Origin of the sequence: Salinispora cortesiana, from assembly GCF_000484695.1 — a bacterium.
GTDB classification, from domain to species: Bacteria; Actinomycetota; Actinomycetes; order Mycobacteriales; family Micromonosporaceae; genus Micromonospora; species Micromonospora cortesiana.
This window is the reverse complement of the sequence record NZ_AXVR01000024.1, coordinates 39,933-65,542: the sequence shown is the minus strand read 5'-3', so window position 1 is coordinate 65,542 and position 25,610 is coordinate 39,933. Positions and strand designations below refer to the sequence as shown.

The 25,610-nt window shown below is 70.2% G+C and carries 26 protein-coding genes; 10 read left to right on the top strand and 16 right to left on the bottom strand.

Features of this window, described 5'->3' with window-relative positions; translation table 11 throughout:
• The coding region (locus K228_RS0112875; protein ID WP_025618816.1) for an SDR family oxidoreductase at positions 1 to 558 on the top strand (558 nt) is incomplete at its 5' end.
• 49 nt (positions 559 to 607) lie between these two features.
• On the opposite strand, the gene K228_RS0112870 is transcribed toward K228_RS0112875, so the two are convergent.
• Positions 608 to 2,875 (bottom strand): transglycosylase domain-containing protein, encoded by a 2,268-nt coding sequence (locus K228_RS0112870; RefSeq protein ID WP_025618815.1) that lies wholly within the window; start codon positions 2,873 to 2,875, stop codon positions 608 to 610.
• A 798-nt stretch (positions 2,876 to 3,673) separates the two neighbouring features.
• On the opposite strand from K228_RS0112870, the gene K228_RS0112865 reads away from it, so the two are divergent.
• Both K228_RS0112865 and K228_RS0112860 read left to right on the top strand, forming a co-directional pair.
• On the top strand, positions 3,674 to 4,921 hold the full coding sequence (locus K228_RS0112865; RefSeq protein ID WP_025618814.1) for a cytochrome P450: 1,248 nt from the start codon (positions 3,674 to 3,676) through the stop codon (positions 4,919 to 4,921).
• A complete protein-coding gene (locus tag K228_RS0112860; protein WP_025618813.1) occupies positions 4,915 to 5,109 on the top strand; it encodes a ferredoxin in 195 nt (64 codons plus the stop codon). The genes K228_RS0112865 and K228_RS0112860 overlap by 7 nt, the downstream gene beginning before the upstream one ends.
• A gap of 258 nt (positions 5,110 to 5,367) precedes the next feature.
• On the opposite strand, the gene K228_RS0112855 is transcribed toward K228_RS0112860, so the two are convergent.
• From K228_RS0112855 to K228_RS0112830, 6 genes are all read right to left on the bottom strand, one after another.
• Positions 5,368 to 6,105, bottom strand: a complete 738-nt coding sequence (locus tag K228_RS0112855) for a hypothetical protein (protein ID WP_155251575.1) — start codon at positions 6,103 to 6,105, stop codon at positions 5,368 to 5,370.
• Positions 6,106 to 6,516: 411 nt separating this feature from the next.
• Positions 6,517 to 6,954, bottom strand: a complete 438-nt coding sequence (locus K228_RS0112850) for a carboxymuconolactone decarboxylase family protein (RefSeq protein WP_188116196.1) — start codon at positions 6,952 to 6,954, stop codon at positions 6,517 to 6,519.
• 170 nt (positions 6,955 to 7,124) lie between these two features.
• A complete protein-coding gene (locus K228_RS0112845) occupies positions 7,125 to 7,946 on the bottom strand; it encodes a hypothetical protein (RefSeq protein ID WP_025618810.1) in 822 nt (273 codons plus the stop codon).
• Positions 7,947 to 8,085: 139 nt separating this feature from the next.
• The gene (locus tag K228_RS0112840; RefSeq protein ID WP_025618809.1) at positions 8,086 to 9,195 is read right to left on the bottom strand and encodes an SPFH domain-containing protein; all 1,110 of its coding nucleotides are present in this window, start codon (positions 9,193 to 9,195) and stop codon (positions 8,086 to 8,088) included.
• A gap of 4 nt (positions 9,196 to 9,199) precedes the next feature.
• The gene (locus K228_RS0112835) at positions 9,200 to 9,670 is read right to left on the bottom strand and encodes an NfeD family protein (protein ID WP_025618808.1); all 471 of its coding nucleotides are present in this window, start codon (positions 9,668 to 9,670) and stop codon (positions 9,200 to 9,202) included.
• A 185-nt stretch (positions 9,671 to 9,855) separates the two neighbouring features.
• Positions 9,856 to 10,671, bottom strand: a complete 816-nt coding sequence (locus K228_RS0112830; RefSeq protein ID WP_025618807.1) for a DUF3097 domain-containing protein — start codon at positions 10,669 to 10,671, stop codon at positions 9,856 to 9,858.
• A gap of 114 nt (positions 10,672 to 10,785) precedes the next feature.
• On the opposite strand from K228_RS0112830, the gene K228_RS0112825 reads away from it, so the two are divergent.
• Positions 10,786 to 11,580, top strand: a complete 795-nt coding sequence (locus tag K228_RS0112825) for a hypothetical protein (RefSeq protein ID WP_025618806.1) — start codon at positions 10,786 to 10,788, stop codon at positions 11,578 to 11,580.
• 61 nt (positions 11,581 to 11,641) lie between these two features.
• On the opposite strand, the gene K228_RS0112820 is transcribed toward K228_RS0112825, so the two are convergent.
• The 7 genes from K228_RS0112820 to K228_RS0112785 form a co-directional block, all read right to left on the bottom strand.
• Positions 11,642 to 12,505, bottom strand: a complete 864-nt coding sequence (locus tag K228_RS0112820) for an HAD-IIA family hydrolase (RefSeq protein ID WP_029723543.1) — start codon at positions 12,503 to 12,505, stop codon at positions 11,642 to 11,644.
• On the bottom strand, positions 12,454 to 13,485 hold the full coding sequence (locus tag K228_RS0112815) for a ferrochelatase (RefSeq protein ID WP_025618804.1): 1,032 nt from the start codon (positions 13,483 to 13,485) through the stop codon (positions 12,454 to 12,456). Before K228_RS0112815 ends, K228_RS0112820 begins: the two co-directional genes overlap by 52 nt.
• A gap of 98 nt (positions 13,486 to 13,583) precedes the next feature.
• Positions 13,584 to 14,351: an enoyl-ACP reductase FabI gene (gene fabI, locus K228_RS0112810; RefSeq protein ID WP_025618803.1), complete on the bottom strand. Its 768-nt coding sequence runs from the start codon at positions 14,349 to 14,351 to the stop codon at positions 13,584 to 13,586.
• Between the two features lie 14 nt (positions 14,352 to 14,365).
• A complete protein-coding gene (fabG, locus tag K228_RS0112805) occupies positions 14,366 to 15,094 on the bottom strand; it encodes a 3-oxoacyl-ACP reductase FabG (RefSeq protein WP_025618802.1) in 729 nt (242 codons plus the stop codon).
• A 599-nt stretch (positions 15,095 to 15,693) separates the two neighbouring features.
• Positions 15,694 to 16,644: a VWA domain-containing protein gene (locus tag K228_RS0112795; protein WP_025618801.1), complete on the bottom strand. Its 951-nt coding sequence runs from the start codon at positions 16,642 to 16,644 to the stop codon at positions 15,694 to 15,696.
• Positions 16,641 to 17,660: a DUF58 domain-containing protein gene (locus K228_RS0112790; protein ID WP_025618800.1), complete on the bottom strand. Its 1,020-nt coding sequence runs from the start codon at positions 17,658 to 17,660 to the stop codon at positions 16,641 to 16,643. Before K228_RS0112790 ends, K228_RS0112795 begins: the two co-directional genes overlap by 4 nt.
• Positions 17,639 to 18,739, bottom strand: coding sequence for an AAA family ATPase (locus K228_RS0112785; RefSeq protein ID WP_025618799.1), 1,101 nt, complete (start codon positions 18,737 to 18,739; stop codon positions 17,639 to 17,641). Before K228_RS0112785 ends, K228_RS0112790 begins: the two co-directional genes overlap by 22 nt.
• A 243-nt stretch (positions 18,740 to 18,982) precedes the next feature.
• On the opposite strand from K228_RS0112785, the gene K228_RS27070 reads away from it, so the two are divergent.
• Genes K228_RS27070 through K228_RS0112775 form a run of 3 tightly spaced genes read left to right on the top strand, consistent with a single transcriptional unit; the run spans position 18,983 to position 21,328 of the window.
• Complete coding sequence (locus K228_RS27070; RefSeq protein WP_080671590.1) at positions 18,983 to 19,207, top strand: hypothetical protein; 225 nt, start codon at positions 18,983 to 18,985, stop codon at positions 19,205 to 19,207.
• A gap of 22 nt (positions 19,208 to 19,229) precedes the next feature.
• Positions 19,230 to 19,778, top strand: a complete 549-nt coding sequence (locus K228_RS0112780; protein ID WP_025618798.1) for a PH domain-containing protein — start codon at positions 19,230 to 19,232, stop codon at positions 19,776 to 19,778.
• A complete protein-coding gene (locus K228_RS0112775; protein ID WP_425414518.1) occupies positions 19,775 to 21,328 on the top strand; it encodes a PH domain-containing protein in 1,554 nt (517 codons plus the stop codon). Before K228_RS0112780 ends, K228_RS0112775 begins: the two co-directional genes overlap by 4 nt.
• Before the next feature lie 36 nt (positions 21,329 to 21,364).
• Here K228_RS0112775 and K228_RS0112770 read toward each other — a convergent pair whose 3' ends face one another.
• Complete coding sequence (locus tag K228_RS0112770; protein WP_033776854.1) at positions 21,365 to 22,438, bottom strand: phosphatase PAP2 family protein; 1,074 nt, start codon at positions 22,436 to 22,438, stop codon at positions 21,365 to 21,367.
• 116 nt (positions 22,439 to 22,554) lie between these two features.
• Here K228_RS0112770 and K228_RS0112765 point away from each other — a divergent pair, with 116 nt between their 5' ends.
• Together K228_RS0112765 and K228_RS0112760 are read left to right on the top strand one after the other, a co-directional pair.
• Positions 22,555 to 22,947 (top strand): thioesterase family protein, encoded by a 393-nt coding sequence (locus tag K228_RS0112765; RefSeq protein ID WP_025618796.1) that lies wholly within the window; start codon positions 22,555 to 22,557, stop codon positions 22,945 to 22,947.
• A complete protein-coding gene (locus K228_RS0112760; RefSeq protein WP_025618795.1) occupies positions 22,944 to 23,771 on the top strand; it encodes an MBL fold metallo-hydrolase in 828 nt (275 codons plus the stop codon). Before K228_RS0112765 ends, K228_RS0112760 begins: the two co-directional genes overlap by 4 nt.
• A 7-nt stretch (positions 23,772 to 23,778) precedes the next feature.
• Here the strand turns inward: K228_RS0112760 and K228_RS0112755 are convergent, their stop codons facing one another.
• Positions 23,779 to 24,282: a MarR family winged helix-turn-helix transcriptional regulator gene (locus K228_RS0112755; RefSeq protein ID WP_025618794.1), complete on the bottom strand. Its 504-nt coding sequence runs from the start codon at positions 24,280 to 24,282 to the stop codon at positions 23,779 to 23,781.
• A gap of 68 nt (positions 24,283 to 24,350) precedes the next feature.
• On the opposite strand from K228_RS0112755, the gene K228_RS0112750 reads away from it, so the two are divergent.
• The gene (locus K228_RS0112750) at positions 24,351 to 25,595 is read left to right on the top strand and encodes a multidrug effflux MFS transporter (protein ID WP_025618793.1); all 1,245 of its coding nucleotides are present in this window, start codon (positions 24,351 to 24,353) and stop codon (positions 25,593 to 25,595) included.
• The last annotated feature ends 15 nt before the right edge of the window (positions 25,596 to 25,610 follow it).

The window sequence follows — 25,610 nt, the reverse complement described above, 5'->3', positions numbered from 1 at the left end:
GGATGCGAGACCCTTGTTCTCGATTTGCTGGACGTGGAGGGCATCGCCGCTCACGGATCCGCCCTGGCCGCCGGAGACCGGCCCATCGACGGTCTCGTGCACAGCGCGGGTCTGGCCCAGCTGGGCTCCATCGCCGACGCCGAGGCCGAAAGTTGGCTGGAGCATTACAAAGTCAACGTGGCAGGCCCAGCTGAGCTCACCCGTTGTCTGTTGCCTGCGCTCCGGACCGCTCGCGGCCAGGTGGTCTTCGTCAACTCCGGTCAGGGCCTTCGCACCAGCCCCGGGTGGGGCGCATACTCCGCGAGCAAACACGCGGCCCGCGCACTCGCGCAGGCGTTGCGCGCGGAGGAGGGCCCGCACGGGATTCGCGTGACGAGCGTCTACCCCGGCCGGACAGCCACCGAGATGCAGCAGGCCATACGTCGACAGGAAGGCGCCCAGTACGTGGCGCACGCGTATATCCAGCCGCGCAGCGTAGCCCGGACCGTGCTGGCAGCGCTCATGTCGCCCCCTGACATGGAGATCACCGACGTGTCCGTTGCCGTTCCTGGCGCGTGACGTGAGACAGCAGCCCATCCGCTGGCTCCACCCGCACCCAGGTGGAGCCTCAGCCACGGCCCTCAAACCAACGACGCAGGTCGGCGAAGGGGCCACGGTCGTCGCCGGGCTCCTGCTGCCCACGGTCCGGCTCCGGCCGTTCGACCGGGCGGCGCGGATCACCGACCAGCTCCGGGCTGGGCGCGACGAACGCCTGCTCCGGCTGCCCCTGCACGGCGGTGGAGATCACCTCGGCGACCGCGTCGATCACCTGCACCTGCACCGCACTGCCGACCGCGTCGGTGGTGTCGTCGGGGTTCGCGGCGATGCCGGCGACCGCGATCTGCGGGGTGAAGCCGACGAAGCTCTCCGTGACGTCCCGGTCCGAGGTGCCGGTCTTGCCGGCGACCGGCCGGCCGCCCAGGATCCGGTCCACCGAGGTGGCGGTGCCGCCGTTGCACTGGTTGGTCGAGGACTGCTGGCCGACCGGGCAGCGGGCGGCATCGGTGGCGGCCCGCGCCACCTCCGCGTCGAGCACCCGCTCGCAGGAGGGTGCGACCGGCACCACCGAGCCGTCCGGCGCGGTCACCGAGACCACCGGCAGCGGCTCGCAGTACGTCCCCTCCGCCGCGACGGTGGCGTACGCGTTGGCCAGGTCCAGCGGGGTGGCGGCGGCCACACCGAGGGTGAACGAACCCCAGTTCTCGGCGTCGTTCTCGGCGAACGCCGCGTCCGCCTCGGACCGGAAGGTGATGCCGAGGCGCTGCGCCATCTCCACCACCTTCTCCGGGCCGATCTGCTCGGAGAGCCAGACGAAGTAGGTGTTCACCGAACGACCGAAGCCGTCCCACATCATCCGGTAGCCGTCCATCCACTCCGGGTTGGCGTTGACCGGGCACCAGCGCCCGTCGCAGCTCGCGTCGCCCTCGGCCGCGTACCGGGTGGGCAGCTGGCTGGGCGCGTCGAAGCCGGTGGCGAGGGGCATCCCCGCTTCCAGGGCGGCGAGCATGGTGAACAGCTTGAAGGTTGAACCGGCCTGGTAGCCGGCGACGCTGCCGCCGCCGGAGATCAGCGAGTTCACCGTGTTCGGGTAGTTCGGCTGCCCGGCCGGGTTCGCCTCCAGGCTGTAGTGCCGGTTCACCGCCATCGCGAGCACCCGGCCGGTGCCGGGCTCCACCGCCGCGAGCGGCAGCGCCCGCTCGTTGTCGTACCCGTAGACGCTGGTGACCTGCTGCTGCGCCGTCGCCTGGAGCTCCGGGTCCAGCGAGGTGACCACGGTGTAGCCGCCCCGGCGCAGCGCCTGCTCCCGCTCCTCGACGGTCTCCCCGAAGGCGGGCTGGGTAAGCCACCACTGGCGTACGTAGTCGCAGAAGAAGCCCAGGTCGTCCTGGCCACCGGCCGCGGCGGTGCAGCCGTTGGGCTGGGCGGTGGGGCGCAGTGTCAACGGCTCCACCTTCGCGGCGGTGGCCTCGGCAGCGGAGATCTCGCCGATGGCGACCATCGCGTCGAGCACATATCCCCGCCGGACCAGCGCCGCCTCCTGGTCACCGTCGATCGGGTTGTACGCCTCGGGTGACTGCAGCAGGCCGGCGAGCAGCGCCGACTCGCTGAGGGTCAGCTCCGCCGGGGTCTTGGCGAAGTACCGCTGGCTGGCCGCCGAGATGCCGTACGCCCCGGAGCCGAAGTAGATGATGTTCAGATAGCGGTTGAGGATCTCGTCCTTGCTGAGCTGCTGCTCGAGCGCGTTGGCGTACCGGATCTCCTGTAGTTTGCGCTCGACCGTCTGCTCGGTGGCCGCGTCGCGCTCCTCGGCCGTCAGCCCGGGATCGGTCTTGAGCACGTTGCGGACGTACTGCATGGTCAGGGTCGAGCCGCCCTGCGGGGTCTCGCCACCGCTCGCGTTGGCGACCAGGGCCCGGGCCATTCCGCGCAGGTCCACGCCACCGTGATCGTAGAAGCGGCGATCCTCGGCCGCCACGATCGCCGCCTGCATCGACGGTGCGATCTCGTCGAGCCCCACGTCGGTACGGTCGACGTCGTAGAAGCTCGTGATCAGCGTCGTGCCGTCGTTGGCGTAGAGGTAGGAGCGCTGGGGTGTGGCCGGGGTCCGCAGCACGTCCGGCAGCGACGAGTAACTCCCGAGCGCCGACCGGGCCGCGAACCCGAGCAGCAGGTTGCCCGGCAGCACCGCTACCGCCAGGACGAGACCAGCGAGCAAGCCGGCGAGCAGCACGGTGAACAGCCGAGACAACAGCGTACGGGGCAGGGCCATGGCGTCCAGGATTGCCAGGGAGTCGGTCGACCAGCCAACCTGAGCGACGACTGTCAGCCAATTCACCGGCTACTGCCAGCTGTTTCCCGGCCTAACCGCCCCAGATTGTCGCTTGGGTGGAGGAAACAGGCAGTGGGGAACACTCCCACGACAGCGCCCAGTCGCGACCTTCTGGAACGCCTCGCCATCAACCTTCGGCCGAGCATCAGTGTGACCGAATGTATCTACGACACGGATGAGATGTACGGTTACTCTGCCTTTCAACCTAAAAAGCAGAGTTTGACCTGTTTGAGAGTTTGATCAACACGATCCAGCATGAACACGCACCGGCTGCTCCACGCCGAGTGGTGCGGGGCGGCCTCCCAGGTCCGCCTGTCGCCGAGCCGCCCGCTTCCTGGTGCGACACGCCACGATCGGACACCCCAGAGCGGAATGTGCTGGCGAAGGCGTTGCGTCCCCATAAATTCAGTAGACAGCCGTTGAGACACATCGATTGACATGTCGTGTTTGCGACACGGATCATGTGCATCAGGCCCATCGCCACACCCCTCTTGTGGGGACCCCGAGTGACGAATGACGGATGACGGATGCGCTGGAAGCGCATCCCGATCACCCGGGGCAGCTCGCGGCTTCGAGTCCGCACGCGAGGAAGGAGAGGTGTGACCGTGCTCCAGGTAACAAACACAGGCTGTGCCACTAACGGCGACCGATTCCGACGGCCGCCAACTGGCACCCGCCCACCCTGTTACCGCATCTGAGGCAGCCAATGCCGGCGGAGCCCGGGCGCTGTCGCTGCCGTGCGCCACCACGCATTGCGTCCGGAGCCAACGGAGAAACCGCATCCCGATCCCCTGGAGAATCCATATGTCGTCACACTCTGCCGCCGCACCCGACCCAGAGACCGCCACACCGCTGCACACGCTGGCACCCGAACTCACGTTTCCCCAATTCGAGCGATCCATGCCGTTCGACCCCCCGGAGGCCTACACCGAGCTCAGCGGCCGCTGCCCCGTGGCACCGGTCAGGATGTCCGACGGAAATCCATCGTGGTTGATCACCAGCTTCAAAGGGGTCCGCGCGGCGCTCAGCGACCCTCGCTTCAGTTCCGACATGTCGCATCCAGGGTTTCCCAATCGGACTGGCAAACCGGTCGACGACCTCCTCAAGGACACGCTGGGTGCCATGGACGGCGAGCGGCACAGGTACTACCGCCGCATGTTGACCGGCGAACTCACTGTCAAGCGGGCGAAGGCCATGCGGCCGGTCATCACCCAGATCACCGACGAGGCACTCGACCAGCTGGCAGCGGCCGGGCCCGGCGCTGACCTCGTCAAGCATGTCGCGTTCGTAGTTCCGTCGCGGGTGGCCTGCCACCTCGTCGGCATCCCGTTCAGCGAATACGAACTGTTCACCGGCCTGGCGGCCAAGCTGATGGAATCGACCAGCAGCGCCGATCAAGTCGCCGCCCTGCAGGACATGGTCTCCTACTTCGACAAGTTGGTGACCGACCGGGAGCACCACGACCGAGACGACCTGCTGGGACACATGGTGCGCCGCTACCTGGCCACCGGCGAGCTGACCCGGGAAATGCTGATCAGACTGGCCTGGACCACCATGGCCGCTGGGCAGGAGACCACAGCGCACATGATCGGTTTGGGCGTCGCGGCACTGCTACGCCATCCCGACCAGCTCGAACTGCTGCGGCGCGAGCCCCACCTGATGCCCGGGGCAGTGGACGAGCTGATGCGCTACCTGCCCATGATCCAATTCGGCATACCCCGGGTGGCCATGGACGACGTGGAGGTCGACGGCCAAACAGTGACTGCGGGCGAAGGGGTGGTGGCCCTGCCACCCCTCGCCAACCGCGATCCCGCGGTGTTCGAAAGGCCGGACGAACTAGATGTTCGACGCAACGCACGCCAGCATCTGACCTTCGGCTACGGCCCCCACCAGTGTCCGGCCCACGCCCTGGCCCGGCTGGAGCTCGAGGTGGTCTACAGCCGGTTGCTGGAACGCTTTCCCACCCTGCGCCTCGCCGACAGCGACGCCGACCTGAAGGTACAGGACAAGGACATCATGTACAGGGTGTCTGAGTTGGCCGTGACGTGGTGAAGGTAAACCTCGATCGGGACCGATGCTACGGCCTCGGACAGTGCGTTCTCGCCGCTCCGGACGTCTTCGACCAGGACGACGACGGCATCGGTCGGCTACTCGTGGAAGAGCCGCGACCCGAGCAGCACGACGAGGTCCGGCAGGCGGCGCTGGCCTGCCCCCGTCAGGCCATAGGTGTGGCCGACTGACCACGGCCACCATGTCTGACCCGGGGCTCCGGGAGCAGCGTTCGGCCCGAGCCGTCGCGTGTTCGCATCCAGATCGAATACGCGGCGGTTCGGAGGTCGGCACCGGGAGTGCCACGAAGCAATCTCAGCGCCGACCGAGCGGCGGTGCGGCCCTGGGCGGCGCGGACCCTGCGGCGCAGCACGCCGAGGATCCGCCCGGTGACCTGGTCTCCCTCTCAGCAGGTGAAGTACCAGCACTCCGCCTGCCATGACTCGAATCTATTCGATGAAAACCTTTACGGAGTCGGCTATCCCGCCGTTTCGGTTGATACCGACGAAGAATTCGCTCCCCACATGGGTAACATCTTCGATCTCATCCCTCAAGTTGTATCCCGGGATTCCGATGTCGGTCTCCACGTCACCTCCAGACCAGTTGTACTGGTACACCCAGTTCCACCCGGTACTGGGCGTTGATACATTGATGGACTTTGTGTTCCAGATATAGTTCTCAGAACAGTCGATGCCCTGGTCGGAACGATTGCCGTGACTCGTCAGGTTACTCTTCACCAGAGTCCACCCACTCGTCAGCGCACCGGCGCCGGGATGCGTCCATAGGCTACCCAGCCGTCGGGCGGCGTATTTGCCGGCTCCGCCGGCAGCCGTCGCACTGTAGCAGAGGCCGCTGATATTGCCTATCGGTAGGCGAATTTCTTCGGTTGTGCCAATAGATCCGTCGGCGTTCAGGCGTATGATTGTCACCTCATCGCTGGGAAACGCGGATTGGGACCCCTGGGTGGCGATCAAGGCCGGACCCTGTCCCAGATAGTTCGCGTTGTAGGCGAGGTCGTTGCCGTGGCCGAGTGCGGGCATGGAGGTTGGCGCCCCGGCGCAGACCCAGCTGGTGCCGTCCCAGGTTGAGCCGTCGCGCAACCACCTGGACAGGACAGGCTCCGCGCCGGCTGCCTTTGTAAAAATGATGTACAGCTGCTGCTCTGGCCCTTTCACCATGCCTTGCATAACCGTGCGACCCGCCTTGCACGGACTACTGTCCGGGATGTTCAGCCGTTCCGCCCCACTTCTGTCTGTAGCTGCGTGGGCAGACGCCGCCGGGGTAACAGCCATTCCGATTGATAGCACTAGCACGGACGCGACGCTTGATAGCTTCACTACTTCAGTGTCCCTCCTCTTTGGACAAGGCGAGGGCAGGGTATCAGAAGGATCAAAGGTGCGTGAGAATTGTTCGTGATGGGTGGCGTGTCGCTGTCGGCACAGCCCCGGGCCAGAAAGGGTCTACGGTGATCGCTCGATGAAGGGTCGCCGAGCGCAGACCGACTGACCGCCCACCGCCGACTCACCCGCGGCCAACCGGCACGCCGTCAACGGGCCTGGAACCTTTGCGACCTCAATCCGAATCCTTCTCAAACCCTCTTACCATGCTTTGCCGGCTTGCTCCCGAATGGTGTGGTTAATGCGATTAAAGAAGTTGGCCAGTGCGATCTGGAGGGTTATCGCACCCAGTTGCTCCTCGGTGAAGTGTTCGGTGGCGTCGTCCCAAATCTGGTCGGTCACGCCCGGTGCCCCGTCCTGAATTCGGGTGGCGGCCTCCGCCAGGGCGAAGGCCGCCCGCTCCGCCTCGGTGTAGAAGGGCGTGTCGCGCCAGGCGGTCACGTTGTGCAGCCGCTCCTCGGTCTCACCGGCCTCCCTCGCCGACCGAACCGCGCCGAAGACACATGGGCTGCAGCTATTGATCTGGCTGATCCGCAGGTGAATCAGGGACAGCAGGCCCGGGGCGACGCCCCCGGCGTGGATCGCCCTGCCGAGATGCTGGACCGCTGTCATCACGTCGGGACCGGTCAGACTTGGCATGCGCGCTTCCATCGGTGTGCTCCCTCATCGCTGTCAGCAGTGACGTGAGTCCGTTCGGACCCAGGAACTGTCACCAACCATGCGGGAGGAGAGCCGAGGAGGGTACCGACGTGTCTGAAACTAGCCCGACGATAGACCTGCCAGCACCGCGATAGTCCGGTCGAGACAGGTCAGCCCGCGGCCAACGGTCCGCCGGTCCCGGCCGGGCCGCCGGCAGCCGGGGCCGCTGGCGCGGTCGTCGGGAGACTGGCATTGGTAGCGTCGCGAATGATGTCCCGGGGCAGCAGACGGCCGGAGCGGTAGCCGATGCCGATGCCGGCGATCAGTGCGAAGATCGCGCCGAAGGTCTGCAACGAACCAATCAGCGAACCGGCCAGGCCAAGCAGCGGCGCCGCGATCATCAACATCGCGCCGTCGCCCATGCTGAACATGCCGGAACGGGCGACCGCCCAACCGATGGCCAGCCAGCCCAGGCTGTAGCAGGCGGAGCCGACCAGAACCAGGACCCGGGCGGTGGTGCCGAAGACCGGCGTCTGTGCGGCCAAGCCGGCGAACGGCAACATCAACACCAGGCCAGCGAGGCTGAACAGCAGCCCGGTCACCGCAGCCCGCCGGCTTCGGGTCGCTGCCAGCAGACCAGCCAGCGCGAGCACCGCGAGCAGCCCCAGCCAGGTCGCCAGCAGCCAGCTCACCAGGTAGAGCGGGCGACCGTCGCTCGGGTACGACGTATTGCCGACACCCCGGTCGCTCGCCATCGAGACAGTTCCGTAGAGGATCGCGTACGCGGGCAGCAGCCACACCGCCGCGCGGGCCAGCCGACGGATCGACCAGGCCCAGGTCGCGTCAGTAGCCGGCGCGCCCGGCGGCGGGTCCCCGATGAACGGCAACACTCCGAACCCACCGCCGGCGCGGCGGGTTCCCAGTGGCGCGACCGGGTCGTGCGCCCCGACCTCCGACGCCGAGGAGTGGCGTTGCCTGTCCGCCTTCTTCATCCGTCACCTCGCTCCGCCCGAGCGGTGCGGGACGCGCCGGGGCGCCCCGAAATCTGGTCACCACCCGCCTTACGACCGATGGTGGCAGGCACCGGAGCGCCCCATGAGGTGTTCTCGCGTTATCGCGCGATGTCGACGGTCAGCCCCGCTCGCGCTGGTCGGTGGCGTCGTTCAGCACGCTCTCCGCGGGGACCGGCTCGGGTGCGGGCAGCCCCTTCGGCTCCGCGCTCCCGGCGGCCTGCGCCTCGGCGACGCGTACCTCGTCGTGGACTTCCCGCGCGGCAGCCGCGGCGGCCTGTGCGGCCTCATCGGCCTCCCGTTCGACCTGGCTGGCCCCGTCGGATGCCTCCGGTGACGGTGCGTCACCGGCCATCTGGCTCAGGCCTCCCAACGCGCCGCCCATGCCCTCCAACGCCTTGGTCAACTCGGCCGGGACGATCCAGACCTTGTTGGCGGAGCCGTTGGCGATCTGCGGCAGCGCCTGCAGGTACTGGTAGGCGAGCACCTTCTGGCTCGGGTTCGCCTGGTGGATGGCGTCGAAGACGGTACGGACCGCCTTCGCCTGCCCCTCGGCCTCCAGGATGCGGGCCTGCCGGTCACCGTCGGCGCGCAGCACCGCCGCCTGCTTCTCACCCTCGGCGGTGAGGATCTGCGACTCCTTGTGCCCCTCGGCGGTGAGGATCGCGGCCCGACGGTCCCGCTCGGCGCGCATCTGCTTCTCCATCGAGTCCCGAATGCTCGGCGGCGGCTCGATCGCCTTGATCTCCACCCGGGTCACCTTGATGCCCCAGCGGCCGGTGGTCTCGTCCAGCACGCCGGAGAGGTGCCGGTTGATCTCCTCCCGGCTGGTCAACGCCCGCTCCAGATCGAGAGAGCCGATGACATTACGCAGTGTGGTCACCGTGAGCTGCTCGATGGCCTGCAGGAAGTTCGAGATCTCGTAGGTGGCGTGGAAGGAGTCCACCACCTTGAAATAGAGCACAGTGTCGATCGAGACGACCAGGTTGTCCGAGGTGATGACCGGCTGCGGTGGGAAGCTGACCACCTGCTCGCGCATGTCGACCTTGGTGCGTACCGCGTCGATGAAGGGCACCAGCATGTTCAGCCCCGGGTTGAGGGTGCGCTGGTAGCGGCCGAGCCGCTCCACCACGTCCTGGCGCTGCTGCGGCACGATCCGCACCGCCTGGGCCAGGGTCACCACGCCAATGATCGCCAGAGCTATCAACAGGACCGGCAACAGGAAGTCCATCTACTCACCTTTTCGTCTCAGGTAGCTCGCCGGGCCGGGAAACATCATCCCGCCACACCTGCGCGGTAGCGCCACGCACCTGGATCACCTGCACCCGGTCCCCCGGCGCGAAGACTTGGGTCGCGTCATAGGAACGGGCCTGCCACAGCTCGCCGTCGATTTTGACGAGCCCGTTGTCGGCGTCGACCCGCTCCAGCACGAGGGCCGTGCTTCCCTCGATCGCTCCGACACCGAATGTTCGATCCTCGGTCGAGGCGAGGGTAGCCCGACGCCGCAACGCCGGGCGGGCACCCAGCACGGTCAGCGCCGAGACCACGGCGAAGACGACCGCCTGGATCTCCACGGGCGCCCCGAGCGCGGCTGCGCCGGCAGCCGCGAACGCCCCGACCGAAAACATGATCAGGAACAGCGTCGTCGTAAAGATCTCGGCGATGGCGAGCACCGCCCCGACGACAATCCACAGCACCGCGTCCACACCACGATCGTGACACGCCGGTGCACGTGTCATCGAATCGCCAACTCGCCGTAGCCCTGCGGCAGTGGTTCGCACGCGTCCAAGTCGGGTCCGCCAACCGAAACCGGGTCAGCCAGGACACTCCGCCGGACTCCGGCAAGCCCACCCGGGGTCGGGATTCCGCCGGGCTCAGGGGGCCGCCAGGCTCAGGGGGCCGGTTCGGTGACGAAATCGATTAACCGCTCCATTGAATTGATCAACGGCGTCTCGACATCGGCGAAGGAGTTCACCCGGGACAGAATCCGCCGCCACAACTCGGCGGGTTCGGCCACCCCGAGCGCCGCACAAACCCCCTCTTTCCAGGGCTGCCCGGGCGGCACCACCGGCCAGGCAGAGATGTTCAGTGCGGCCGGCCGTACCGCCTGCCACACGTCCACGTAGGGGTGCCCGGTCACCAGTACGTGCGGCGAGGTCACCCGGGCCACCACCCGACTCTCCTTGGAACCGGGGACAAGGTGATCAACAAGTACGCCGAGCCGCCGGCCCGGGCCGGGGGCGAAGTCGCGTACCCGGGCGTCGAGATCGTCTATCCCGTCCAGCGGCTCCACCACCACGCCCTCGACGCGCAGGTCGTCGCCCCAGATCCGCTCCACCAACGCGGCGTCGTGCACCCCCTCCACCCAGATCCGGCTCGCCTTCGCCACCTGGGCGCGGACGTTGTCGACGGCGATCGAGCCGGAGGCGGTCCGCCGCCGAGCGGCCGGCACTTTTGCCCGGGAGGGGCGGCGCAGCGTCACCGGCTCACCATCGAGCAGGAATGCCGCCGGCAGCAGGGGAAAGGTACGCCGCCGTCGGTGCCGATCCTCGAGCACCACCGCGCCGGCCTCAAACCCGACCACCGCGCCGCAAAACCCCGAGTCGGCGTCCTCGACCACCAGGTCGGGCTCCGCGGCCACCTCCGGGGTGACCCGGCGCCGCCGCCAGTCTCCCGCCAACACGTCATGGTCGTAACGCCCCGCCATGCCGATCAAGCTAGCCCCATCGGGCCGCACGTCCGACCCGGCACGCCGGTGGGGTGCGGGACGGCTGGAGCGGCAGCCGAGACAGAGGTGGGCGGGAGGACGTACCCTTTCGGCATGTCCACCCCCGCAGCGGGCGCGGTCACCCTCGCGCCACGCCGGTCCAGCCGGTTCGTTGCCTGGGTGCGCGCGTGGCGTGCCGGGCTGGTGCCGTTCGACGAGGTCGCCGACGCCATCTCCGGTGACGAGGAGCATCTCGTCGCCGACGCACCCGGGACCTGGACCGATGTCGCCCTGCCCGAGGCGCTGCCCACGCTCGCCAAGCTCTCCCCCGACGTGATCCGCCTGGTGCTGCCCGCGCCCGGTGACCCGCGCGGGTTGCCTGGCCCGGGTGACTTCGCCGGTGCCGCCCTGCTCGCCGGCGAGGGGGTGGTCGCCGGTTCGCTCGGCTTGGTCCCACACCTGCGCACGCACACCTCCGGCTCCGGGGACGTCTTCGAGACCGTGCTGTGGCGGATCTACCCGCTGCCGGCCGACGCGCCGGCCGCATCGCTCACCCTCCCCGGGGCGGCGGAGGCCGAGGCGGAACTGGCCGCCGCCCTCGCCGAGACCACCGCCACGCTGACCCGGCTCGACGTGGCCCAGTGGCGGCCGGAACTGGCCGGGGCGCTGGAGGCGCTGCGGCGCCCCGACGGCACCACCGACCTGCCCCCTGGCTTCGACCCCCGCGCCCGCCGGCTCTTCGCCCGCGCCGCCGTGCTGGATCGGGTGCTCGCCCTGGCGGGGCAGGCCGCGCCGGGGGGCGCGGTCAACAACTACGAGGCCCAGCAGCGCGACGCGGCGCTGCGCCCGTTGACCAGCGCCTGCCGGCAGGCACTGGCCGCCGCCTGCAACGCCCCCCTACGCCCGTAGCCGGCCCCACAGCCAGCTCCGGGCCACAGCACCGGCCGGCCATCACCCCGGCGGCCGGACCTCAGATCTCGTCGATCAGGTCGGCCACCGAATTAACGATCCGCAACGGCCGGTACGGGTAGCGCTCGGCCTCCGTCCGGCTGCTGATGCCGGTGAGCACCAGGATTGTCTCCAGCCCCGCCTCCAGCCCACAGAGAATGTCGGTGTCCATCCGGTCACCGATCATCGCCGTTGACTCGGAGTGCGCGTCAATCGTGTTCAACGCCGACCGCATCATCATCGGGTTCGGCTTTCCGACGAAATACGGCTCCACGCCCGTCGCCTTCGACACCATCGCGGCCACCGAACCGGCGGCGGGCAGCGCCCCCTCCATCGACGGGCCGGTCACGTCGGGATTCGTGCAGATGAAGCGGGCCCCGTCGTTGATCAGCCGGATCGCCTTGGTGATCGCCTCGAAGCTGTAGGTACGGGTCTCCCCCAACACCACGTAGTCGGGCGCGAAGTCGCTGAGCACGTAGCCGACCGCGTGCAGCGCCGTGGTCAGCCCGGCTTCGCCGATCACGTACGCGGTGCCGCCCGGCCGCTGGTCGGCCAGGAACTGTGCGGTGGCCAACGCGGACGACCAGATCGCGGACTCCGGCACGTCCAGCCCCATCCGCACCAACCGGGCCTGCAGGTCGCGCGGGGTGTAGATGGAGTTGTTGGTCAGTACCAGGAACGGCCGGCCGGAGGAGCGCAGCCGGGCGATGAACTCGGGCGCGCCGGGCACCGGCTGCCCCTCGTGCACCAGCACCCCGTCCATGTCGGTGAGCCAACTCTGGACAGGCTTACGATCGTTCATCTCGGATCCCTGGTGTCGGGCCGCCGAAGCGGTCAGGAGGGGCGGTGGGCCGGGACGCAGCAGGCTGTCGGGCAGGTGTCCCACATCGGCAGGTCGCCGAGGCGCCGGCGCAGCGTCGCGCCAGCCGGATCGGTACGCTCCCGGACCAGTTCGCGCACCATCGCCACGAACCGGGGATCGGTGCCCGGCGTGGCGGCACGAACAAAGTCCAGACCGAGCTGCCTGGCGGTCTCCCGGGCTTCGGTGTCCAGATCCCACACCACCTCAAGGTGGTCGGAGACGAACCCGATCGGGCTGATCACCACCCCGGTGACCCCCTGCCCGGGCAGCTCGGCGAGGTGGTCGTTGACGTCCGGCTCCAGCCAGGATACCTGTGGGGGCCCGGAACGACTCTGCCACACCAGGTCGTGGGCCAGGTCGGGGGCGGCGGCGGCGCGCACCAGCCGTGCGGTCTCTGCCAACTGCGCCTCGTACCGGCCACCGTGCGGGCCAGACGCCGCCGCCGCGGCGGTGGGGACCGAGTGGGCGGTGAAGACGATCCGGGTGCTGTCCCGCCGTGCCGGGTCCAGCTGGGCCAACGCCGTACGCACCGCATCGGCGTGCGGCTCGACGAACCCGGGGTGGTCCCAGAACTGACGGAGCTTCTCGATCACCGGAGCGTCCGGGCCAACCGCCGCGCGGGCGGCGGCGATGTCCTCCTGGTACTGCCGGCAGGAGGAGTACCCACCGAGGGCGCTGGTCACGAAGGCCAGGGCCCGCTCGATTCCGTCGTCGCGCATCTGCGCCACGGTGTCGGCGAGCATCGGGTCCCAGTTCCGGTTGCCCCAGTAGACCGGCAGGTCAACACCGTTGGCGGCGAAGTCGTCCCGAACCGCGGCGAGCAGTTCCCGACACTGCTGGTTGATCGGCGACACCCCGCCGAAGTGCTGGTAGTGCTCGGCGACCTCGGCCAGCCGCTCCGGCGGCACACCCCGGCCCCGGGTCACGTTCTGCAGGAACGGCATCACGTCCTCGGGCCGCTCGGGCCCGCCGAAAGAAACCAGCACCACCGCGTCGTACGCCATGGCCCCATTCTTCCCCGACGGCTCGGTGGCCAGACGACGGCCCCGGCCCCCCGGTGACCTTGGGACGGCCCCTGCCGCGGCAGGGGCCGTCCCAAGGATCAGGCGCCGATGGCGTGGTAGCCGCCATCGACGTGGACGATCTCGCCGGTGGTCGCCGGAAACCAGTCGGAGAGCAGCGCCAGGCAGGCCCGGGCGGCCGGCTCGGAGTCGGTGAGGCTCCAACCCAGCGGCGCCCGCGCCGACCAGGCGTCCTCGAACTGCTCGAAGCCGGGGATCGACTTCGCCGCGACGGTACGCAGCGGCCCGGCCGCGACCAGGTTGCTGCGGATGCCCTTCGGACCCAGGTGCAGTGCCAGGTAGCGGCTGGCGGACTCCAGGCCGGCCTTGGCGACACCCATCCAGTCGTACACCGGCCACGCCTTGGTGGCGTCGAAGGTGAGCCCGACCACCGAGCCTCCCGGCGCCATCAGCGGCAGTGCCGCGGTGGCAAGGGCCTGGTACGAGTAGGTCGAGACGTGCACGGCCGTCGCGACGTCCTCCCACGGCGCGTCGAGGAAGCCGCCGCCGAGGCAGCTCTGCGGGGCGAAGCCGATGGAGTGGACGATCCCGTCGAGGCCGTCGACGTGCTCCCGAACCCGGTCGCCGAGCGCGGCGAGGTGCTCGCGATTGGTCACGTCCAGTTCGATCACCGGAGCTGGCTTGGGTAGCCGCTTGGCGATCCGCTCGACCAGGGAGAGCCGACCGTAGCCGGTGAGCACCACCTGCGCACCATTCTCCTGCGCGAGCCGCGCCACCGAGAAGGCGATCGAGGCGTCGGTGATGACGCCGGTGACCAGCAGCCGTTTACCGGCGAGCAGTCCTGACATGTCGATGTCTCCTCTCAGTGCCCCATGCCGAGGCCACCGTCGACCGGGATGACCGCACCGCTGATGTAGCCGGCGGAGTCCCCCGCCAGCCAGGTGACGGCGCTGGCCACCTCGTCCGTGGCGGCGAATCGGCCAGCCGGGATGGCCTTGCGGTATTCGGTCTTGCGGTCCTCGGGTAGCGCGGCGGTCATATCGGTCTCGACGTAGCCGGGCGCCACCACGTTCGCGGTGATGTTGCGGCTCCCCAGCTCCCGGGTGATGGAACGGGCGACGCCGACCAGGCCGGCCTTGCTGGCGGCGTAGTTGACCTGCCCCGGGCTGCCGTAGAGCCCGACCACCGACGAGATGAAGATCATTCGACCCCACCGGGCCCGGAGCATCTTGGTAGAGGCCCGCTTGGCGCAGCGGAACGCGCCGGTCAGGTTGGTGTCCAGCACCCGGGTGAACTGGTCTTCGGACATGCGCAGCAGCAGCGTGTCATCGGTGATGCCGGCGTTGGCCACCAGCACCTCGACCGGGCCGAGCTCCGCCTCGATGGCGGTGAACGCCGCGTCCACCGAATCAGAATCCGTCACGTCGCAGCGAACGCCGAAGAGGCGGCCGGCACCGGCCCCCGAGTCGGCGCTGGGCGCCACCCCACTCCGATAGGTCACCGCCACCCGGTCACCCTGCTTGACGAAGGCCTGAGCGATAGCCAGACCGATGCCGCGGTTACCCCCGGTCACCAGCACGGTACGGGCCACGATTCCCCCTCAGCTCAGAAGATCTCCACGTCGCGTCGGAGCCTAGGGGTTACCGGCAGGTAAGCGCTAACGCGCCACGGCACCGACAAGGCGAAACCCACCTCAATCCCCCGGCGACTGTCACCCCGCCCCGTCCCACTTCGAGGCCGCACCGACCAGGGTGTACGATGACGCCGTTTGCGAGCCTGCCTCATGACTCGCATCCCTGGGCCCCGTCGACCGCAGGAGGTGATCGCTGTGCGAGATAGCGATCCTCCGAGTCGTGGCCGGGCCGACCGTCAGCCCCGCTGAGTCCCGTTAGCACGGCTGACCAGACCCGCTCCCTCGCGCCACCGATGCCGGCCCACCACCGGGCCGATCACCGGGTGACGATCGGAGCTGCCGGCCACGACTTTGTGTGCGCGTTCTGACCACCCTCCCGCGGGCCCCGACGCCCGCGCCCAGTCGCCACCGGAGCCATTCCCATGAGCCGTTACGTCGCCCCCCTGGGCTTCACCCTGGCCGCGGTCTGGGTGGCCGTCCTCTTCGTCCTGGCGGGCGGCGGTCACTGACCGCTGCCGGATCCCGGTTCGGTCCGGAGGCCGCCGGCAGCGGCGGCGTCACACGATCCGGGACGACCACAACAGACTGGTCGCCCCGGCACAGAGCGCCAGCAGCAGTGCGACCCCGGCATACCACTGGGTGACCTCGCGGGGTTCGGTCCGGAACCCGATCGACGAGCCCATGTCCTGGTAGACCTGCTTCAGCTCGCTCACCGAGGCCGCCTCGTAGAAGTACCCGTCGGTCGTCTCCGCCAGATCCGCCAGGGCGAGCCGGTCCACCGGCACCCGTTGGCGTTGGCCACCGATGTCGACCTGACCGCCGTCGGTCCCGAAGGCGATCGTGGAGACCGCCACGTTCGCGGCCTGCGCCGCCGCGGCGGCCTCCTCAACCGACCGGCCCGACGTGCGGTAGCCGTCGGAGAGCAACACGATCCGGGCCGGCGGAATCCCCGTCGCGCCGTCTGCCGGCACCGACCGGATCGCCTCCAGACAGGTGAAGACCGCCTCCCCGGTCGCCGTCGACTCGGCCAGTGCCAAGCCGTTGATGGCGGTGACCACTGCCTGCCGGTCCTTGGTCGGCGGCACCAGCACGTTGGCCGCCTTCGCGAACGAGACCAACCCGAGGTTGTAGCTGGCCGGCAGCTCGGCGATGAACTGCTGCGCCGCCTCCTGGGCCGCCGCCAGCCGGTTCGGGGCCACATCGTCGGCCTGCATGGACAGGGAGACGTCGACGGCGAGCATGACGGTGGCCCGTTCCAGGGGCTGCCGGGTGTCGATCGACGGCCGGGCCAGCGCCGTGGCGAGCACCAGCAGGCAGAGGAGAAACGCGGTCGCCGGTACGTGCCGGCGCCACCCGAGGCCCTTCGGCGCGATCGTACGCAGCAGCTCCACATTCGTGAACCGCATGGCGTACGCCCGGCGGTGCAGCTGCCGCCACACGTACAGCCCGGCGAGGGCGAGGACCGGCAGTACGGCCAGGAGCCACCACGGTTGCAGAAAACGAATCATCGTGTCGCCCCCCGGGTGCGGGTGTGCCGCTGCGCGGCGACGAAGCGCACCATGTCCAGCAGCCAGTCTCGGTCAGTGCGCAGTCTCAGGTGGGCGGCGCCTCCGGCCCGCAGCGCGGCGGCGATCTCCGCCCGCTGGGCGGCAGCCGCCTCGGCATAGCGGCGGCGCAGCCGTGGGTCGCCGGTCCGCACCTCGTGCAGTTCGCCGGTCTCCGGGTCAACCACCGGCAGTACGCCCACATCGGGCAGCTCCAGCTCCCGCGGATCGAGCACCTCGATGGCCAGCACGTCGTGGCGTACCCGCAGCTTGCGCAGCGGCCGGGCCCACTGGGCCGGTGGCGCCAGGAAGTCGGAGACGATGACCGCCACACCACGCCGCCGCGGCGGCCGGTTCAACCGGTCGACCAGGGCGCCGAGGTCGCCGCGGCCGGGCCGGATCTGGGTGCCGGCGACGGCCCGGACCAGGGCCTGCACCTCCCGGCGACCCGAGCGAGCGGGCAGCCGGGTGAACCGGCCGGGCCCGGCCGCCGGCGCGTCCCGACCGGCGGCGGCCGGCTCGCTCCCGGTGCCGATCACCGCACCGATCCGGTTGCCACCCCGGCTGGTCAGGTGCGCCAGCGCCGCGGCGGCGGCCACCACCACGTCCCGCTTGAGCCAGCGGCCGGTGCCGAAGTCGAGGCTGGCCGAGAGGTCCACCGCAAGCCACGTCTCCAGCTCCCGGTCAGCAACCGTGCGCCGCACGTGCGGCATCGTGGTACGCGCCGTGACCGGCCAGTCCATCCGCCGAACGTCGTCGCCCGGACGGTATTCGCGGGAGTCCCCCGCCTCGCTCCCCGGACCGGGCAGCAGGCCGACGTAGTCGCCCTGGAGCAGACCGTCGAGCTTGCGGGTGACGAGCAGGTGCAGCCGCGACAGGGTGGCCTCGGTGCGCTTACGAGCGGTGGGGTCGATGGGATCACGGCCGGTGGCGTCGGTTGACCGACGGGCGGGTGGGGTCACGGCTGTTGCCCAGGCCAGCCAGCACCGGGCGGCACCACGGCCGGGGCCGGGCTGGCCTGCTGGCGCGGCGCCACCGAGGGTAGTGGGATCGTCGCCAGCACCCGGCCGACGATATGGTCGGCCGGCACCTCGTCGGCGAGCGCGTCGTAGCTCAGCACCAGCCGATGCCGCAGGATGTCGGGCGCGATGTCCTGCACGTCCTGGGGTAGCGCGTAGTCCCGACCGCGCAGCAGGGCCAGGGCTCGGGTAGCGCGGACCAGGCCGAGTGAGGCTCGCGGGCTCGCCCCGTACTGGATGAGCTGGGCGACGTCGGGCATGCCGTGCTCGGCGGGGCTCCGGGTGGCCAGCACCAGCCGGACCGCGTAGTCGATCAGCGCATTGTGCACAAAGACCTGGTCCGCCTTGCGTTGTAGCGCGACCAGGTCAGCGGGGGTGAACACCGAGTCGGGCTTCGGCGGTGCCACACCCATCCGGTACACGATCTCCCGCTCCTCGGCGGCTGTCGGGTAGCCGACGACGATCTTCATGAGGAAGCGGTCCCGCTGCGCCTCCGGCAGCGGGTAGACACCCTCCTGCTCGATCGGGTTCTGGGTGGCCATCACGAGGAACGGGTCCGGCACCCGGTGCGTCTCGCCGCCGATCGAGACCTGCCGCTCACTCATCACCTCCAGGAGCGCCGACTGCACCTTTGCAGGTGCCCGATTGATCTCGTCGGCGAGCAGAAAGTTGACGAACACCGGCCCCAGTTCGACATCGAACTTCTCGCTCGACTGCCGGTAGATCCGGGTTCCCATGATGTCCGCCGGCACCAGGTCGGGCGTGAACTGCACCCGGCCGAACGACCCGCCGACCACCGTGGCGAGGGTGTCCACGGCGAGCGTCTTCGCCACGCCCGGAACCCCCTCCAACAGGCAGTGCCCCCGCGCGAGCAGCGCGACGACCATCCGCTCAACCATCCGGTCCTGCCCGACGATCACCCGCTTGACCTCGAACAACGCCCGTTCCAGCAGGGTGGCGTCCGCGGCCGGAGTGCTCTGCGGGGACGGCGGGGTCGACCCGTCGGAGGTCCTGGCATCGGGCGTGCTCGGCTGGGCCACCGGTCCTCCACAGCATGATCGGTACTCGGGCGTGGTGCGGTACAAGACTGACATGACCGGTGGCGGTACGCGGCGGCGCGAGCCCCCGTCCTCCCGCCCCGCGCGCCGATCCACCGAACTCGCCCGGCAGCGGGGTGGACAGCGATCGGTACGGGACGTGTACGATTCATCCCGTCGCCGGGCGGCTCCCCCCGTGGTCGCCCGGCGCTCAAACTCTTCCTCGGCCACCTTAGACTGGCCGGGATGGATACCCCGGTAAACCCCGCCCTGGTCTGTTCAGCTCGTGGCTGCACAGCCCCCGCCCAGTGGGCGCTGCGGTGGAACAACGCCCGCCTACACGACGCGGCGCGACGTAAGACCTGGCTCGCCTGTGCCGAGCACCGGGTGACGCTCGGCGACTTCCTCGGCGCCCGGGGCTTCCTCCGCGAGGTTGTTCCGACGGCCGAATCGCCTACTCTCGACTCGTGAACGCGCACAACGGAACCGCACGGTGACCGGCGACGAGCAGGCCGGGCACCCGCCCGCTGCCCCGCCCCCGACCGGTCCACCCCCCGGTCCGCTTGAGCCCTGGCCGGAGACCGTCCGCTGGCAGTCCGTCTCCACGGACCTGATCTGGGTTGAGCTGCTGCGGCTGGCTGTGCTGATCGTCATCGTGCTGGCCGGGGTGGCAGTGGGGTGGGCAGTCAGCGGCCTGGGGGCGTTCGGGGTGGTCCTCGCCGGGGTGCTCCTGCTGACCGCGCTACGGACGGTGACCATCGTGCGGGCCGTCCGCGCGTGGGGGTACGCCGAACGCGAGGATGACCTTCTGGTCCGACACGGACTGCTGGTGCGCCGGCTCTCCATCGTCCCGTACTCGCGGATGCAGTTCGTTGATGTCAGCGCCGGCCCGCTGGAGCGAGCCTTCTCCCTGGCTACCGTCCAACTGCACACGGCGGCGGCGGCCACCGACGCTCGAGTGCCGGGGCTCCGCCCGGCGGAGGCGTCCCGACTCCGTGACCGCCTCACCGCGCTCGGCCGCGACCGGGCGGAGGGCTTGTGAGCGAGCCGGCCGCGCGAGACCCAGACGAGACCCGACCGCCGCACCCCGGCGGGTATCCATCCACCCCGCCACCGCACCCCGGCGGATATCCGCCCAGCCCACCGTCGCACCCCGGCTGGTACCCACCGCCCGGCATGCCCCCGCCGCACCCCGGCGGATATCCGCCCAGCCCACCGTCGCACCCCGGCTGGTACCCACCGCCCGGCATGCCGACCCCACCGGTGCCCCCGCGCAGCACCGAGCGCCGGCAGCGGCTACACCCGCTCTCCCCCGCCCTGCACGGCGCCAAGTCACTGGTCGTGGTCATCGCTGGGCTCTCCTGGTCCACGTTGTCCCGGGTCGGCGTCGGCTGGTTCGCGGTGCTGGCGGTGGTGCTGGCGCTCGGCGCCACCGTGCTCGCGGTGGTCAGCTGGTACAACACCGGCTATCACATCGTGGATCGCGAGCTCCGGGTGCACGAGGGCCTGCTCTGGCGGCGTACCCGGGCGATCCCGCTGGAGCGGCTCCAGGCCGTGGAGGTGGTCCGACCGTTACTCGCCCAGCTCACCGGGTTGGCGGAACTGCGCCTCGAGGTGGTCGGTGGCGGCAAGACCGAGGCGCCGCTGGCCTATCTGAGCGTGGCCGACGCCGCCGCCCTGCGACAGCGGCTACTCACCCTGGCCGGTCCGCAACCGGAGGCCACCGCCCCGGCACCGGACGCAGCGCTGGTCCGCCCGGAGTCGGCTCCGCCCGGGCAACCGCTGCACGCGGTCCGGAACGAGGACCTGCTCCTGAGCCAGCTACTCACCCCACAGGCCTTCATGATCCCGTTCGGGGTGGCCTTCGTGGCGACGCAGTTCCTCTCCGGGGACTCCTGGTCGTTCGTCGCGGTGGCGAGCACGTTGACCGCGATGGCCGGGGTGCTGCTCCAGCCCATCCGCCGAGTGCTCGACGACTGGAACTTCCAGCTGGCTCGTGCTGCCGACACCCTGCGGATCCGCAACGGTCTGCTGGAGACGCGGGCGCAGACCGTGCCGCTGCACCGGGTACAGACGGTCGGTGCGACCTGGCCGCTGCTGTGGCGGGCGAAGGGCTGGCTGCGGCTGCGGCTGGAGGTCGCCGGCTACTCGACGGGGGAAGCCGACGGGCGCAACCGACCAGACCAACTCCTCCCGGTCGGCAAGCAACCAGTCGCCGAGGCGATCCTCGCCGAGGTGCTGCCCGGGGTACGCCTCGACGACCTGCCGCTGACCGCACCTCCGCCCCGGGCTCGCTGGCTGAACCCGCTGAGTCAGCCGGTACTCGGTGCCGGGTTGCACGAGCGGGTGTTCGCGGTCCGCTCCGGCCTGCTCACCCGCCAGATCGTGGTCGTGCCGTACGCGCGGATCCAGAGCGTACGAGTGGTGCAGGGGCCGGTGCAGCGGCGGTTGGGGCTGGCGACGGTGCACGCCGACACCGCCGGCGGCGCCGGGGCCGCCGCCGGGGACCGAGGGGTCGCCGAGGCGTGGGCCCTGGCCGCCGAGCTGACAGCACGCGCGCACCAGGCTCGCCGTGCCAGCCGACCGCAGTAGCGAGCGGCTGGCCCAGGTCGCGAAGCTCGGCGCCGATCAGCGGCCCGCGGCCACCGCCGCATCGGCCGGCGCCGAATCGGGCGGCCCGGCGCCGGCCGGCGCCGAATCGGGCTGGGCCGCGCTGGCCGGCGCCGCCACAGCCGGCAGGTCTGGGGCGCGCCGGGCACGTCGGGCCGCCCACCATCGCTCGGCCAGGCCCACCGCCAGGAAGGCCATCCCCACGTATACCCAACCGACCAGGACGTCGATCACGTAGTGCTCCCCGGAGTAGACCAGGGTGAAGGTCATGGCCAGCGGGTAGGCGAGCAGCAGCGGCCACCACCGCTTCCGCGTCGTACGAAGGAAGAACAGCACCACGAACAGTGCGAACGCGGTGTGCAGCGACGGCATCGCGGCGACCGGATTCGAGGCGAGCTGACCGGCGTTGAGCAGGTTCCCCGCGCCGTGCAGCCCGAAGGCCTTCCACCCCCGGGTGGAGATCCGGGCCACCTCCTCCAGCAACCCGTTCTGCGCCGCCCACCACGGTGGCGCGGCGGGGTAGAGGAAGTATGTCACCAGGCCGGTGGCGCAGAGGAAACCCCAGCGACGCATGAACGCCGCCCACCGCCGCCGGTCCCGCAACCAGAGCACCGCGGCGGCAGCCAACGCCACCACGAAGTGGGAGAAGTAGACCCAACTCACCAACACGTCCCACCAGCGCACTTCGGGCTGGAACAGGTGCTGCTGGAGCCAGACCGTGGGCACCTGACCGCCGGTAGCCCAGCCAAACATCACCTGGTCGGCGACGATCAGCTCGTAGGCGTGCGGTATCGCCCCGTTGTCGGCGAAGCCCCGAGAGAGGTTGTAGAGCACCAGCAGCAGCACCACCGGCAGCCAGTCGCGGGCGAAGCGCAGGTGGCTGCGCCAGGGCCGGGTCGAGTTCCAGGCGATGGTCGCCGCCCACATCCAGACGAAGGCGTATGCCGGATCGGTGGGCAGGCCGATGGCGAGCCAGCCGATGACGAAGGCGACACCCCACACCGACATCGTGATCACGCGACGGCGCCCGCCGTCGACCACCACCGGCGCATCGGTTTGGGCAGGCTGTTGGGGATCGGTTGGAGCAGACATCGCGGTCCAGGTTAGCGACGGTGACGCAGCAGCCGACGCAGGAGGCACTCCGGATGCTTCCGGGTGGTTCGGCTCAAGCGTGGCCGGCCCGTCACCCGGCGCATAGGCTGGTGACCATGCAGGAGCCCTTCTCCCCGGGCTCGACCGCCCGGGTGGAGCTGATCGTCACCGATGCCGACACCGCCCAGGCCATTGGCTCCGGCGACGTGCCGGTCCTGGGCACGCCGCGAATTCTTGCCCTGGCCGAGGCGGCGACGGTCGCGGCGATCGCCCGCCAGTTGCCCGACGGCACCACGACCGTGGGAGTCCGAATCGAGCTGGACCACCGCGCTGCCACCCCGGTCGGCCGGACCGTGGTGGCGCGAGCCCGGCTGACGGAGGTCGACGGTCGGCGGCTGCTCTTTGCGATCTCCGTCACCGAGGGTGGGTCCACCGTCGCCGAGGGGCGGGTGGAGCGGCTCCTGGTTGACCGGCAGCGCTTCATCGAGCGGGCCGGGGGTTCGTCATGACCCTCCGCTTCGTCGAGGTCGCCGACCGGGTGCACGTGCTACGCGAGCCGCTGCTGCAGGTCAACGTGACGCTGCTCGTCGGCGACGGCGCGGCCCTGCTCGTGGACACCCTCTCCACGGCCAGCCAGGCGGCGGAGTTGGCCCGGGCGGCGCGGGCCGTCACCGCACACCCGTGGGTGCTGGTGAACACACACCACCACTTCGACCACTGTTTCGGCAACGCGACTCTGGCCGGCGACCCGCCCTGCCCGGTTTACGCGCACCCGCTCGCCGCCGCCGCCCTACGCGAACCGGACAGGCTGCGCCGGGAGGCATCTGCGGAGATGCGCGCCGAGCAGCCCCACCTCGCCGAGGAGCTGCTCGGCGCCGACGTACTGGCGCCGAGCCACCTGGTAGACCGGCGGGAGGTGCTCGACGTGGGTGGCCGCCAGGTTGTCCTGCAGCACCTGGGGCGGGCGCACACCGCCGCGGATCTGGTGGTGCACGTACCCGATGCGGAGGTGCTCGTCGCCGGTGACCTCGTGGAGCAGAGTGGCCCACCGGCGTTCGAGGATTCATACCCGTTGCGGTGGCCGGAGGCGGTCGCCGAGCTGCTGCGGATGACGACCCCGAGCACGGTGGTGGTACCGGGACACGGAGACCTGGTCGACCACGAGTTTGTGCACGCTCAGCACGGCCTGCTCAGCGACCTGGCCTGGCTGATCCGGGGCGGCCATGCCGGTGGGACACCAGCGGAGCGGGTGGCCGCCGAGGCGCCCTTCGGCGCCCGTCCCGCGCTGATCGCCACCCGCCGCGGCTACGCCGAACTCAACGGCGAGCTCTGACCGGGAGTTAGCCGCAAGGGTCCGGGTCGTCCAGCAGGTCTGCCAGGCGGGTCAGGTACGGGGTGGCCGCCACGACCGCCGCGCGCGCCTCGGGAGACAGCCGGGACACCGCGGCGCCGAGCAGGGCGGCGCGCTGCTGTTCGTGATCGGCGATCCGAGCGCGGGCGGCGTCGGTGAGGCGCAGCCGGGCGGTACGGCGGTCGGCCGGAGCGCACTCACGGTGCAGCAGTCCGGCAGCCACCAGGTCCCGGACGAGGGTGCTCACCGTGTTGGGCGCCGCGCGCAGGCGACACGCGGCATCCTTCACGCTGACATCCGGGTGGGCCCGGACCAGCAGGAGCAGCTCGACCTGGGCCTCCGGCAACGGGAGGCAGTTGGCGTGCCGGGCGGCCACGCGCCGCAGCCGGCGGTGCAGCTCGCCAACGACGGCACCCAGCGCCGCCGTCGAAGCAGGGTCGAGGCCCGGCACCGGCCGCGCCGTCACGTCCTCGGTCGCCACAGTGTCACCCACCTCACCTGAAAGACTCTGGATACAGAGCTAAGGTTACCCGGTTGCCAGACGAACCCCAGGGGACCTCAGTGACGCAGAACGCACAATTGACCGCACCCGCCGCCACGACTCCCGCCGGCCAACCGCAGCCAGCGGGAGTCGGTGGTGGGCTCGGTCTGCTGCTCCTCCTCGGGGCGATCACCGCGATCGGCCCGCTCTCCCTGGACATGTACCTGCCGGCGCTCCCCACCATGGCCCGCGACCTGGACGCGAGCCAGGCCCAGATCCAGCTCTCCCTCACCACCTGCCTGGTTGGGCTCGCCCTCGGACAGTTCGTCACCGGCCCGCTCAGCGACCGCTGGGGGCGGCGCCGACCGGTGCTGATCGGCCTCGCGGCGTACACCCTGCTCGCCCTGGCCTGCGCCGCGGCGCCCAGCGCACCGGCGTTCACCGTCTTGCGGTTCGCCCAGGGCTTCGCCGGCGGTATGGCCGCCGTGGTGACCCGTGCCGTCGTCCGCGACCTGTACTCCGGCCGGGCGGCAGCGAAGTACTTCTCCCGGCTCACCCTGGTCTTCGGTCTCGCCCCGATCGCGGCGCCGACCGTCGGCAGCCTGGTGCTGCGATTCGGATCGTGGCGGACCCTGTTCGTCCTCCTCTCTGTCGTCGGCGCACTGCTCACCGCCGTGGTGGCGGCCCGGATGCCCGAGACCCTGCCCGCGCACCGGCGCAGCCGCGACGGTCTCAGCGGCACCGTCCGGTCACTTCGCGAACTTCTCACCGACCGGGTCTACCTGGGGTACACGCTGACCCAGGGGCTCGCCTTCGCCGGGCTGTTCGCGTACATCTCGGGTTCGTCGTTCGTCTTCCAGGACGTGTTTCACCTCTCGGCGAGCACCTTCGGTCTGCTGTTCGGCCTCAACGCGTTGGCCTTCGTGGCGGTCGGGCAGGCCAACGTCCGCCTGCTGGACCGGTTCTCGCCCCGCACCCTGCTGGTCGGCACCCTCGGGGTGAGTGCGGTGGCGGCCACGGGCGTGCTGGCCGGCGCGATCGCCACCAGCCAGCTACTCCTCACGGGTACGCTGCTGGTCTTCATCGCGTCGCTGGGCATGGTGATGCCGAACGGCACGACCCTGGCCCTCGACCGACACGCACACCACGCCGGGACCGCGGCGGCGCTGATGGGTGCCCTCCAGTCGGTGATCGGGTCGCTCGCCGCGCCCCTGGTCGGGCTGGGCGGGGAAGGCAGTGCCGTACCGATGGCAGCGGTGCTCGCGGCCTCCGCCGCACTGTCGCTCACCGCGGCACTCACCCTGGCCCGTCCCCAGCGCCCCTGATCGACCACTCGCTGC